Source organism: Streptomyces sp. RLA012 (assembly GCF_056270325.1).
This window is the reverse complement of record NZ_JBWDPA010000002.1, coordinates 1,465,698-1,478,239: the sequence shown is the minus strand read 5'-3', so window position 1 is coordinate 1,478,239 and position 12,542 is coordinate 1,465,698. Positions and strand designations below refer to the sequence as shown.

General features: G+C 71.6%; 10 protein-coding genes and 1 pseudogene. 6 read left to right on the top strand and 5 right to left on the bottom strand.

Features of this window, described 5'->3' with window-relative positions:
- The first annotated feature begins 49 nt into the window (after positions 1–49).
- Positions 50–1,951, top strand: a complete 1,902-nt coding sequence (locus tag RV986_RS07045) for an ABC transporter ATP-binding protein (protein WP_475924199.1) — start codon at positions 50–52, stop codon at positions 1,949–1,951.
- A gap of 14 nt (positions 1,952–1,965) precedes the next feature.
- On the opposite strand, the pseudogene RV986_RS07040 reads toward RV986_RS07045, so the two are convergent.
- Positions 1,966–2,761 (bottom strand): annotated as a pseudogene (locus tag RV986_RS07040) (dienelactone hydrolase family protein).
- A gap of 378 nt (positions 2,762–3,139) precedes the next feature.
- On the bottom strand, positions 3,140–3,691 hold the full coding sequence (locus RV986_RS07035; RefSeq protein ID WP_475916564.1) for a MarR family winged helix-turn-helix transcriptional regulator: 552 nt from the start codon (positions 3,689–3,691) through the stop codon (positions 3,140–3,142).
- A gap of 1,045 nt (positions 3,692–4,736) precedes the next feature.
- Between RV986_RS07035 and RV986_RS07030 the strand changes: the two genes are divergently transcribed.
- Entirely contained in the window at positions 4,737–5,240 is a 504-nt protein-coding gene (locus RV986_RS07030; protein ID WP_475916563.1) for a CAP domain-containing protein, read from the top strand.
- Between the two features lie 140 nt (positions 5,241–5,380).
- Here the strand turns inward: RV986_RS07030 and RV986_RS07025 are convergent, their stop codons facing one another.
- Complete coding sequence (locus RV986_RS07025) at positions 5,381–6,679, bottom strand: MFS transporter (protein ID WP_475916562.1); 1,299 nt, start codon at positions 6,677–6,679, stop codon at positions 5,381–5,383.
- A gap of 89 nt (positions 6,680–6,768) precedes the next feature.
- Positions 6,769–8,085, bottom strand: coding sequence for an MFS transporter (locus RV986_RS07020; protein WP_475916561.1), 1,317 nt, complete (start codon positions 8,083–8,085; stop codon positions 6,769–6,771).
- Between the two features lie 54 nt (positions 8,086–8,139).
- Between RV986_RS07020 and RV986_RS07015 the strand changes: the two genes are divergently transcribed.
- The 4 genes from RV986_RS07015 (at position 8,140) to RV986_RS07000 (ending at position 10,520) form a co-directional block, all read left to right on the top strand.
- Positions 8,140–8,919, top strand: a complete 780-nt coding sequence (locus RV986_RS07015) for an AraC family transcriptional regulator (protein ID WP_475916560.1) — start codon at positions 8,140–8,142, stop codon at positions 8,917–8,919.
- Between the two features lie 130 nt (positions 8,920–9,049).
- The gene (gene panD, locus RV986_RS07010; RefSeq protein WP_475916559.1) at positions 9,050–9,469 is read left to right on the top strand and encodes an aspartate 1-decarboxylase; all 420 of its coding nucleotides are present in this window, start codon (positions 9,050–9,052) and stop codon (positions 9,467–9,469) included.
- 59 nt (positions 9,470–9,528) lie between these two features.
- Entirely contained in the window at positions 9,529–9,873 is a 345-nt protein-coding gene (locus RV986_RS07005; RefSeq protein ID WP_475916558.1) for a GNAT family N-acetyltransferase, read from the top strand.
- Positions 9,873–10,520: an aspartate/glutamate racemase family protein gene (locus tag RV986_RS07000; RefSeq protein WP_475916557.1), complete on the top strand. Its 648-nt coding sequence runs from the start codon at positions 9,873–9,875 to the stop codon at positions 10,518–10,520. The genes RV986_RS07005 and RV986_RS07000 overlap by 1 nt, the downstream gene beginning before the upstream one ends.
- A gap of 360 nt (positions 10,521–10,880) precedes the next feature.
- Here the strand turns inward: RV986_RS07000 and gndA are convergent, their stop codons facing one another.
- On the bottom strand, positions 10,881–12,320 hold the full coding sequence (gene gndA / locus RV986_RS06995) for an NADP-dependent phosphogluconate dehydrogenase (RefSeq protein WP_475916556.1): 1,440 nt from the start codon (positions 12,318–12,320) through the stop codon (positions 10,881–10,883).
- Between the last annotated feature and the right edge of the window lie 222 nt (positions 12,321–12,542).

The window sequence follows — 12,542 nt, the reverse complement described above, 5'->3', positions numbered from 1 at the left end:
AGTCATTGACCTCAACGATGCTTGAGGTCTTACGGTCACTTGCATGAGCATGGAGACCACAGCCTGGACCCAGCTGCACAGCGTCATGAACGCGCAGCAGGAACGCCGCCCCTTCGCCCGCGCGACACTGCGCCGTATCGCCGTATTCGCCCGTCCCCACCGCCGCCGTATCAACCAGTTCGTGGTGCTCAGCGTGCTGACCGCGCTGCTGGCCGTCGCGACGCCGGTACTCGCGGGGCGTGTCGTGGACGCCATCGTGTCCGGCGGCGACGAGCGCACCGTCGTCCGCCTTGCCGTGCTCATCGCGGTCATCGCGCTCGCCGAGGCGGCGTTCGGGATTCTCGGCCGCTGGCTGTCGGCGACGCTCGGCGAAGGACTCATCCTGGACCTGCGGACGGCCGTGTTCGATCATGTGCAGCGGATGCCGGTCGCGTTCTTCACACGTACCCGTACGGGCGCGCTCGTCAGTCGACTCAACAACGACGTGATCGGCGCCCAACGCGCCTTCAGCAACACACTGTCGGGAGTCGTCAGCAACCTCGTCACCCTGCTGCTCACCCTCGCCGTCATGCTCACCCTGTCCTGGCAGATCACCCTGCTCGCGCTGGTGCTGCTGCCGGTGTTCGTGGTGCCGGCGCGACGGATGGGCCGCCGGATGGCGCGCCTGCAACGCGAGGCCGCGGACCTGAACGCCTCGATGGGCACCCGGATGACCGAGCGGTTCTCCGCGCCCGGCGCCACGCTCATCAAGCTCTTCGGACGCCCCGAGGAGGAGTCCGCGGAGTTCGCGGCGCGGGCCAGTCGGGTGCGGGACATCGGGGTGCGTACGGCGATGGCGCAGTCGGCGTTCATCACCGCCCTCACGCTGGTCTCCGCCCTGGCGCTGGCCCTCGTGTACGGGCTCGGCGGCTGGTTCGCGCTCCGCGGCAGCCTGGAACCCGGCGCCGTGGTCTCACTCGCACTGCTGCTGACCCGTCTGTACGCGCCGCTCACGTCGCTCGCCGGGGCGCGCGTCGAGGTCATGAGCGCCCTGGTGAGCTTCGAGCGCGTCTTCGAGGTGCTCGACCTCAAGCCGCTCATCGAGGAGAAACCGGACGCCCGTACGGTCCCGGCGGGCCCGGTGGCCGTGGAGTTCGAGGACGTCCGGTTCGCCTATCCCTCCGCCGACAAGGTCTCCCTCGCCTCCCTGGAGGAGGTCGCCGCCCTGGACACCCGCGGTGGCGCCGAGGTCCTGCACGGCATTTCCTTCCGCGCCGAACCCGGGCGGACCGTCGCCCTCGTCGGCTCCTCCGGAGCGGGCAAGTCGACCATCGCGCAACTGCTGCCGCGGCTGTACGACACCGACGCGGGCACCGTCCGCATCGGCGGCGTCGACGTCCGCGACCTGAGCGCCGAGTCGATGCGCGAGACCCTCGGCATGGTCACCCAGGACGGCCACCTCTTCCACGACTCGGTCCGCGCCAACCTGCTGCTGGCCGGCCCCTCGGCGACCGAGGACGACCTCTGGGACGTACTGCGCCGCGCCCGCCTCGAAGATCTCGTACGCTCCCTGCCCGACGGCCTCGACACCGTGGTCGGCGAACGCGGCTACCGGCTCTCCGGCGGTGAACGCCAGCGCATGACCATCGCCCGGCTGCTGCTCGCCCGCCAGCGTGTCGTGATCCTCGACGAGGCCACCGCCCATCTGGACAACACCTCGGAGGCGGCCGTCCAGGAGGCGCTCACCGAGGCGCTGGAAGGGCGGACGGCCGTGGTGATCGCCCACCGGCTGTCCACCGTGCGGGCCGCCGACACGATCCTCGTGGTGGAGGCCGGGCGGATCGTGGAGCGGGGCACGCACGAGGAGTTGCTGCTGCTGCGGGGACGGTACGCGGAGCTGTACCGGACGCAGTTCAAGAAGGCCGGGGAGGACGAGACGCAGATCGCGGCCGCGGGGGAGGCGGTGGCGTAGGCCCGGGTCCGGCGTCAGGCGCCGTGACCGGTGGGACGACTCGTCGGCAGGGCGCGGTGGAGGAGGTCCAGCAGCGCTGTCCAGTGACGTTCGGCGGCCTCGGCGTCGTGGACGGCGGTGTCGGCCATGGTGTAGCCGTGGCGGGCGCCGCTGTAGACCTCGGAGCGGTGGCGGACACCCGCCGCGGTGAGCGCCTTGTCGAGGCGTTCGATCTGCTCCGGGGGCAGCGCGGCGTCCTGGTCGGCGTGGCCGAAGTACAGTTCCGCGGTGATCCGGTGGCTGAGCAGGTGCGGGCTGTCCGGGGCATCGGACGCCAGCTGCGCGCCGTGGAAGCCGGCCGCGGCCGCCACCCGCTCGGGACAGGTGCCCGCGGTGCGCAGGGCCAGGCCCGCGCCCATGCAGTAACCGGTGATGCCGACCGGCCCGTCGGTGGCCTGGGGGCAGGCGGCCAGCCAGTTCAGATAGGCGCCGGCGTCCCGCATGGCCAGTTCGGGGGTCAACTCCCGCATGAGCGGGACGATCCGCTCGAACAGCGCGGGGCGGTGGGCCGCTTCGATGCGGTCGGGCAGTTCGACCACCGGTGCGGGCCCGTGGCGGTAGAGGACGTTTGGGGACCAGCACGGTGTAACCGGCCCCGGCGAGCCGGTCGGCCATCTCCTTCAACCGGGGGCGCAGTCCGAAGGCATCCATGTACAGCAGCACCGCGGGGTGCGCGGCGTCGTCGTCGGGGTGCGCCAGATAGGCGTCGGCGGTGCCGTCCTGGGTGGGGACGGCCACGATGGTTCCACGTACGTCGTGCACGGCAGTCATTCGCGTTCTTCCGCTCTCTGTCACTCGTCGGGTACGGGCCCGCTGTGCAGGCATGATGGCACTCGACACGCGGCGCACCCGCGAGGGACTCAGGCGGCCTCCCGCACGGGTGCCCCGGTGGCCGCCCGAAGATCGTCCAGACCGACGTCCGCCGCGTTCCGCCTGTGAGGGGGTCGGAGCGGCTACCGGACGCGGTTGTACCGTGAAGTCGGTGTCGGAGCGGGCGGGCCGATGCCGCTCGTCCGGGACGGAGGATCCGGACGCGCTCGGCGCACCGCGGAGGCGCCCAGGGCCTGCCGGCGTCCACCCGGTGAATGCACACCCCGCAGCCAACCATTGCAGTATGCAATTCTACGCCCGGCGGTCGACCCGTCGCTCTCAGGGCGCGGTGGCGGACCCCGCGCCCGGCCCGGGGACGGGGTCCGCCCAGCCCGGCGGATACGGCTCCGCGTCGTCCGCCGCGGGGGCGGTCGGCTCACCGCCGGCTTCGTTGAAGGCGGTCAGGGCCTCGACGAGCGCCGCTCGTTGCTCCGGCGTGAGTCGCTGGACGATCGTCGTGATCTCGGCGCGCCGCCGGGCGGTGACGTCGCCGACGGTACGACGGCCCTCGCCGGTGAGCCGCAACAGCGTCTCGCGGCGGCTGTCCGGGTTGACCTGACGGTCGACGAGACCGGTCGTGACCAGCCGGTCCACCATGCGCAGGGCCGTGGAGGGCGCGACCTGGAGCGCTTCGGCGAGCGTCACCAGTTTGGTGGCACCCCGGGTCGACAGCACCACCAGCATGCGCATCTGCGGCAGCGTCACCCGCTCCTCGACCTCGGCGAGCGAACGGGCCGACACCGCGACCAGCAGCCGGGACGCGGTCAGCACCGCGCGCGTCACCGCATCCACGTCGTCCAAGTCCGCCAAGGGGTTTCTGCGCTCGGCCATGCTCCCTTTCTATCGCGGGACGCCGGATATGACGCGCCCCGCAGCGCGCAGTTGCCGGGCGGTCTGCCGGTACGGATGCTCGGCAGGCTCCGCTCGGACCCGGTGATCTGTCCGAAGCCCGCCGGTAGTTGCCGGTAGTTGATCCAGCCCACGCTCAGGGCATGGCGGGTCGGGTGGGAGAGCTGAGCGGAGGAGTCGAGTGGAGGAGTCGGGTGGAGGAGTCGGGTGGAGGTAGGGCAAGTGCCTGGGGGCCGGTCGCCCGCCCGAGCGTGACCCACGCCCTCTTCGCCCGGCCCGACGGCCTCCCGCGCCGGCTGGGACCAGGGTACGAAGGCACGGCCTCTCGGCAGCTCGGGGGAACCGGTCCGAGGAACGGGAAGCTCTGGTGCCGTGGCTGTACGAGCTCACGTCCGCGGAGTCCAACTCGCCCTCCCCGCCGGGTGAGCGACGCGCGCACGGGTTCGGGGGCGCTGCAGCCGTGCCGGATCGCCTCCCGTGCCACGGCCCGGTGGCACTTCGGCCACCGTCACCCGCGCCGCAGTCGTTCGCCCCAACTGACGTACCGCTTCCGGGTGTTCGTCCCGCGCGAGCGACGCGAGCGGAGGAGCCGGCCTCATCTCGCCTGCCGAGGACCGGAGTTAAGACCCGACCAGCGACGCGAGCATGTCGTGACGGGACCTCCGAGGAGTCGATGTCCCACCGGTCTGGAGAGGGCGATGGGGGCGGCCATGTCATCGTGTCCACCAGCGGCCCGGCCGCACTCCGCGGCTGAACTCGTGGGCCCACCGCAGCGGGCGTACGGTGGGAATGTACGAGCGCAGGCGTCGGGCACACTCCGACGGGGCCGCCGGTGACCGAAGGTTTTCCGGGCGGTCGCGTTCCGTGTCCACGCCCACCGCGCACGCCCGCGGTCAGTCCCCGCCAGTGGGCCGGGGCTTATCAGGCCGGGGCCGCCCAGAGCCGGGCCGTGCCGCGCGGACTCATCCCAACACCTCACGGAGTCCCGGGGGACTTCTCACCGACACTTCCGATCGAAGGTATTTCCATGAGCACCACGACCACACGCATACGCCGTCTGTGCGCCGCCGCGTGCGCGGCCCCCCTGCTGGTGTTCGCCGGAGCGGCCGGCGCCGGCGCCACAGCGGCGGCCACCAGTCCCGCCGACGTGCCGCGCGCCCTGCAGGCCTCGCCCGGCGAGATCCTGCAGCTGGTCAATGCCGAACGGGCCAAGGCCAACTGCCCCGCCCTCCATGAGAACGGGCAGCTGGCCTCGGCCGCCAAGACCTTCGCGGACGACGCGAGCAAGAACAACCTCACGAACCACACGGGCTCGGACGGCTCCAGCCCCCAACAGCGCATCAAGGAAGCCGGTTACACCGCGGGTCCGACAGCGGAGAACATGGCCTGGGGCTCCACTGACGCCAAGCAGATAGTCGACAACTGGATCAAGAGCCCGGGTCACCATGGCAACATGGTCAACTGCGCATACAAGGACACCGGTGTGGCCGTCAGCGGCAAGTACGCCGTTCAGGTCTTCGCGGCACCCTGATGATGTCTCCTCCCCGACGGGCCCTCATCCACGCGACGGGTGAGGGCCTGGGAGCGGTTGCGTTCTGACGGTGCGTCGGACATCTGACGATGCTTCGGAGAGGAGGGACAGGGGGACTGTGGTCGAACAGGTTCCCCCTGTCAGCTCCCGGCGGCGTGCGCCTGCTCCGGCTCGTAGGTCTGCGGAAGATCGCGTTCGCGGCGCATCGGGCTCATGACGAGGACGAGCCAACAGGGCGCGACGAGACCCGTCATGATCCACATGGCCGGCCGGTACCCGACCGCGTCGCCGAGCACGCCGCCGAGCAGGGACCCGAGCGGGATGGTGCTGTGGTTGATCATCATGGCCGTCGCCACGACCCGGCCGAGCATGTGCGGCGGGCAGTAGGTCTGCCGGAAGCTGCCGACCACGACGTTGGCCACGGAGATGCCGATCCCGACCACGAAGCCGCCCATCGCGAACAACAGCAGGCCCGGCCCCGCCGTGGTCATCGGCAGGAGCAGCGCGAACGGCGCGGTGGCAGCCTGCAGAAGAAGCAGTCCGCGCGCGGTGCCGAACCGTCGGCTGACCCTGCCGGCCATCAGCGCGCCCACGATGCCGCCGATGCTGCCGCCGGACAGCAGCAGCCCGACCACGGCCGGGTTCAGCCCGACGGTGCGTATCAGGAACACGACCTGGACCGCCTGGTAGCCCATCAGTGCCATGTTGATCAGGGCGCCCCACGTGACCATCGGCCGCAGGTACGGATCGCGGCCCACGAAGCGGAGCCCTTCGGTGATCTGCCGCCGGAGAGGGGCGCGTTCCCCGTCGGGAGTGTGGTCCGGCTCGACCACCCTGATCCGCTGCAGACAGACCGCGGAGACCAGGAACGTCACCGCGTCGGCCATGAGCCCGCTGACTCCGCCGAACGCCTGGGCGAGCAGGCCCGCCGCCCCCGGCCCGGCGACCCGGGTGGCGGCCTCGCTGCCCTGCAGTTTGGCGTTGCCCTCCAAGAGGGCGCGGCCGTCGAGCACGATCGGGATGTACGAGTGGTAGGCGGTGTTGAAGCACACCGCCGCGGTGCCGCAGATCAGCGCGACGACGACCAGGTGCTGGAGGGTGAGCGCGTCGAGCCACGCCGCCGGCGGAACGCTCACCAGCGCCGCGCCGGCCGCCAGATCGCAGGCGATCATCAGGGGCCGTTTACGCATCCGGTCCACCCATGCGCCCACCGGCAGACCCACCAGCAGCCAGGGCAGCCACACCGCCGCGGCGAGCAGACCCACGGCGGTGGAGTCGGCGTCCAACACCTCGACCGCGATCAACGGCAGGGCCACTACGGTGATGCCGTTGCCCAAACCGCTGACGGTCTCGCCCATCCAGAGCCGGCGGAAGTCCCGTTGGGCGAGTACTCCCCGGCTCGTTCGGGGCCGGTCCGGTGTGTCATTCGTCGGGTCCACCCGGGGCATCATGCCGTGCGCTCCGACAACCTGCCGTACCTGCCGTACCTGCCGTACCTGTCGGGCAGTTGGGCCGGCCTCCTGTCGGCTCAGCTTTTCGCCGTCTCCGCGTCCCGCACGGCCGCGCTTCGCACGGAGGCGGTCGGCGTCGCCGTTGTGGAGTCGTAGGTCCAGAAGGGGCGTACGGCCACGGCGGCGCCGATGACGAGCACGGCGCACAGCAGCGAGCCGCCCGACCAGGCGACGCCGAGCGAGGTCGCCGCGGCCATGCTTCCGGCGCGCAGGTCGCCGAGCGGCGGCCCGCCTGAGACGACGACGGTGAAGACGCCCTGCATCCGCCCGCGCATCTCGTCCGGGGCATGGGTCTGGAGGATCGTCTGGCGGTAGACCGCGCTCACCAGGTCGGCCGCACCGGCGAGTGCCAAGAGCAGCACGGCGAGCCAGAGTGTGTGCACCAGGCCGGCCAGCGCCATGGCCAGCGCCCAGCCGACCACCGCGCAGGTGAGAGCGACGCCTTGGCGGCGCACCCGGCCGATCCATCCGCTGAACAGGCCGGTCAGTACGGATCCGATGGCGATCGAGGCGTACAGCAGGCCGATCCCGCCGTGGAAGCGCTCGGCGGCCGCCTGCGGGAAGAGGGCTCGCGGCATGGCCAGCGTCATGGCGGCGATGTCCACCGCGAAGGACATCAGGAGCACCGGACGCCCGGCGATGAAGCGCAGTCCGGCGAGCACGGCGCGTGCTCCGGCGCGGGCGGCTCCCTCGGGAACGATCGGAGGGAGCCGCACCGTGGCGTACAGCACGCCGCTGAACAGCAGCGCATCGAGACCGTAGGCGTAGCAGAGGCCGTACGGGAGCGAGACGAGGACACCGGCCAGCAGCGGCCCGAGCACCTGGCCGACATTGCCCATGGTGAAGCTGAGCGTGTTCGCCGCCGGGACCATGGCGGACGGGACGAGTTGGGGGATGATCGCGCCGCGGGCCGAGGAGGCCACGGCGAACCCGGCCGCCTGGACGGCGACGAGCACGAGGACGACGGCGACCGACCCGAGGCCCAACACGGCTTGCCCGAGCAGCAGGAGCGTCACCGTCCAGGTCACCAGCGACGCCGCCAGGTTGAGGCGGCGGCGGTCCACCGCGTCGGCGATGGCGCCGCCGTACAGCCCGAAGGCCACGATGGGCACGATGCCGGCGAGTCCGCACAGGCCGATGTCGAAGGACGAGTGGGAGATGCCATAGATCTGCACCGGGACGGCGACCTCCGTCACCATCGTCCCCACGAGCGCGGCTCCCTGCCCGAGCAGAACCCGCCGGTAGGCGGGAACGGCCAGCGGGCGCGTGTCGAGTGCGATGCGGCGCAGGCCGCGGAGGAAGGGGCCACGGGCGGCCCTGTTCGCGGTGCTCATGACATCACGCTGGCATGAGCCGGGGGATGCGGGCTTCCGGTATTCTGCCGGTATATGTCGAAGAACGGCCAAGACGGCCAAGACGGCCAAGCTGGTCGAGCCGGTCGAGCTCCGGTACGGGCCCAGGCGGAGCGGCGGACGGCCGGCGAGGTCATCGAGCGCCACTCGCACGACCACCATCAACTGATCTATGTGAGCACCGGGGTGGTAGCCATCCAGACCGCGCGAGGAGCGTGGGTCGCCTCGCGCGAGCGCGCCGTGTGGACCCCTGCGGGCGTCTGGCACGAGCATCGCGTCTACGGGGACAGCGCGCTGCACATCGTCGACTTCCCCACCGGTGAGACCTCGCTGCCACCGGACACGCCGACGGTCCTGGCCGTCGACCCGCTGCTGCGCGAACTCCTGGTCGCCTACACCGAACCCGGTCTGTCCGGCGGGGAGGCGGACCGGGTCCGGGCCGTGCTGCGCGACCGGCTCCGCCGGGCACCCGTTCAGCCGCTGGAACTGCCCGCGGCCCGTGACCCCCGGCTCGCCCACGCCTGCCGACTGGTCACCGAGGACCTGAGCCGACCGCGCGCCCTGAGCTGGCTGGCCCGTGAGACCGGCGTCGGCCAGCGCACCCTGAGCAGGCTCTTCCACGACGAGTTCGGTACGACCTACCCCCAGTGGCGCACCGGCCTGCGGGTCTTCCACGCCATGGTGCTCCTCGCCGACGGGACGTCCGTCACGGAGACGGCCCACCGCTGTGGCTGGGCCACGACCAGCGCGTTCATCGACACCTTCACCCGCACCATGGGCCAGACCCCCGGCGCCTACCGCGCCCCTGCCGTCTGAGCCCGTGGGCTCGCAGTGGCCAACGTCACGGAGGCCGGCGAACGCCGATGTGTAGGCTGTCATAAGATAAGGAAACAGCCCTTGACCTGCAAAAACGCAGGCAGGGAGCCTAGGTTCCGGGAGTGTCTCCATGCTGCGCACCATGTTCAAGTCCAAGATCCACCGTGCCACGGTCACCCAGGCCGATCTGCACTACGTCGGGTCCGTCACCATCGACGCCGACCTGCTTGACGCCGCCGATCTGCTGCCGGGCGAGCTCGTCCACATCGTCGACATCACGAACGGTGCCCGCCTGGAGACGTATGTCATCGAGGGGAAGCGCGGCTCCGGAGTCGTCGGGATCAACGGGGCGGCGGCCCATCTCGTCCATCCCGGAGATCTGGTGATCATCATCAGTTACGCTCAGGTGTCCGACGCCGAGGCGCGGGCACTGCGGCCGCGGGTCGTGCACGTGGATCACGCCAACCGGATCGTGGCCCTCGGCACCGATCCCTCCGACCCGGTGCCGGGTTCGGACCAGGAGCGCAGCCCGCAGGCGGTCACCGTCTGAACCCCACGCCCGGGGTATCGGCTGAGCAAGCAGTGGACCAGAGGACGCGAGGAGTGCCCATGAGCGATATCGAGATCCGCGACGACCGGGCGGCCGGCCGACTGGACGCACGGGCCGGGGACGAAGTCGTCGGCCACATCGAGTACTTCGTCCTCGAAGCCCCCGCGCGCGCCCTCGTCCCCGTGCACACCATCGTGGAACCCGAGCACGAGGGGAAGGGCATCGCGGGCTCCCTCGCCCGTGAGCTGTACGGCATCGCCGCGCGCGAGGGCATCGTGGTCGCGCCGCTGTGCCCGTACGTCGTGAAGTGGGCGGCACGCCACCCCGAGGAGGCCCCGGAGGCCGACCCCGAGCTGCTGCGGGCGGCTGTGGAGTGGCTTGAGGCGCACCCCGGACGCTTCTGATGGACCAGCAGGGTCCGCTCGCCCTGCTGCACACCTCGCCGCTGCACATCCCCGTCTTCGACGCGCTGCGCGACGAGGACCACCAGGGGCTGCAGCTGCGGCACTTGGTGGACGAGGAGCTGTTGGCACGGGCCCGGAGCGAGGGCCCGGCGGCGGTGGCCTGCGAGGTGCGGGCGGCGCTCGACCGGGCCGTCGCGGACGGGGCGCGTGCCGTGTTGTGCACCTGCTCGACCATCGGCGCCGTCGCAGAGCGGGCGGGCGCCGCGGTGCCGGTGCTCCGGGTGGACCGCCCGATGGCCGCCGCCGCGGTCGCCCTGGGCCCACGCGTCGTGGTCCTGGCGACGGTGGGGAGCACATTGGAGCCGACGGTCGCCCTCGTCGAGGACGAGGCGCGCGGCGCCGGGCGCCCCGTACACATCCGTACGCTGCTGGTCGACGAGGCGTGGGCCCGCTTCGAGGCGGGCGACACCGACGGCTGCGCCTACGCGGTGGCGGCGGCCGCCGACGCGGTCACCGACGCCGACGCGATCGTCCTCGCCCAGGCGTCCATGGCCCCGGCCCAGCGGCTGACCACGACCGCGGTCCCGGTGCTGTCGAGCCCCCGCCCGGGGCTCGCGGCGGGGGCGGACGCGGTGCGTCGGCGGTAGATCCACCCGGTCCGCATCCCTCGCGCGACGGGGTGCACGACGGGGCGAGTGGGAGCGCGGGGGCCGGGTACGCGTGGGACAGGGCCAGAGCCGACGCAGCGACTGGCTGGAGGACACCATGACGCACCCGAACCCCGATCCGGCGAAACCGGGTCCCATACCGGGTCCGGGTCCCACACCAGGGCCGGGCCCCGACCGCCCACAGCCCTTCCCGGACCCGCACCCCTTCCCCGACCCGACGCCGGACCCCGGCCCCCATCCCGCACCGGAGCCCGCCCCGCCGCCGTCCCCGATTCCGACGCCGCCGGGCCCCGAGCCGATGCCGGCCCCGGAACCGGGACCCCCGCTCTCCTGAACGGACTACGCCTCGACCTCGGACCGGTCCCCGCCCCACAGCGTGTGGAACGACCCCTCCCGGTCCGTACGCCGATAGGTGTGCGCCCCGAAGAAGTCGCGCTGCCCCTGGGTCAGGGCGGCCGGCAGCCGCTCGGCGCGCAGCGCGTCGTAGTAGGCGAGGGCCGCGGAGAAACCGGGCGTCGGTACGCCCTGGCGGGTCGCGGCCACCAGAACCTCGCGCCAGTCGTCCTGGGCCGCCGCGATCTCCTGCGCGAACGTCTCGTCGGACAGCAGGCTGGGCAGCTCGGGCCGGGCGTCGTACGCGGCGCGGATACGGTCCAGGAAGGCCGCCCGGATGATGCAGCCGCCGCGCCAGATCGCGGCGACGGCGCCGAGGTCGATGTTCCAGTCGTACTCGTCGCTGCCCGCGCTGATCTCGTGGAAGCCCTGCGTGTACGACACGATCTTCGAGGCGTACAGCGCCTGCTCCACCCGGTCCGCGAAGGCCCCCGCCTCGGACTCCGCGAGCGGCTTCGCCTGGGGACCCGCGAGATCGCGCGAGGCGGCGCGCAGGCCGGCGTGTCCGGACAGCGAGCGGGCGAAGACCGCCTCCGCGATACCGGACACCGGGACGCCCAGGTCGAGCGCGATCTGCACGGTCCAGCGGCCGGTGCCCTTCTGCTCGGCCCGGTCCTGCACCACGTCCACGAACGGCTTGCCCGTCGCCGTGTCCACGTGCGACAGGACCTCCGCCGTGATCTCGATGAGGTAGGAGTCGAGCCGGCCGGTGTTCCAGGTGCGGAAGATGTCGGCGATCTGCGCGGGGGAGTATCCGGCGACATCGCGCAGCAACTGGTAGGCCTCGCCGATCAGCTGCATGTCGGCGTACTCGATGCCGTTGTGCACCATCTTCACGAAGTGGCCGGCGCCGTCGGGACCGCAGTGGGTCACGCAGGGAGCGCCGTCCGGCGCCTTCGCGGAGATCTTCTCCAGCATCGGACCGAGCGAGGCGTACGACTCCCGTGAGCCGCCCGGCATGATGCTCGGCCCGTTCAGCGCGCCCTCCTCACCGCCGGAGACGCCCGTGCCGACGAAGTGGATGCCCTGCCCGCGCAGGTCGCGCTCCCGGCGCCGAGTGTCCGCGAAGTGCGCGTTGCCACCGTCGATGATCATGTCGCCGGGCTCCAGCAGCGGGGCGAACTCCTGGATCACCGCGTCGGTCGGCTCGCCGGCCTTCACCATGATCATCAGGCGCCGCGGCCGCTCCAGCGCCTCGACGAACTCCTTCGCGGTCTCGGCCGCGACGAAAGAGCCCTCGTGGCCGAATTCCTCCACCAGCGCGTTCGTCCGGGCCACGGTGCGGTTGTGCACGGCGACCGTGTAGCCGTTGCGCGCGAAGTTACGGGCGAGATTGCGCCCCATGACCGCGAGACCCGTGACGCCGATCTGGGCTGAAGTGCTCATGCGGTTGGCTCCTAAGAGGTCCTGTAAGGGGTCCTGGTATCGGTGATGCCAGTCGTGCTCGTCAGCACTGCCGGTCCTGCTCGTCAGTACTGTCTCCGGCCCATCCTGACGCGTCGCGGGTGTGTACGCAGAAGAACCACTCCGTACCTCATCGGTCGGCATCGGTCGGCAGCCATCGGCATGGATGGGCATCGACCGGCATCGACCGGCGCGACCGTACGG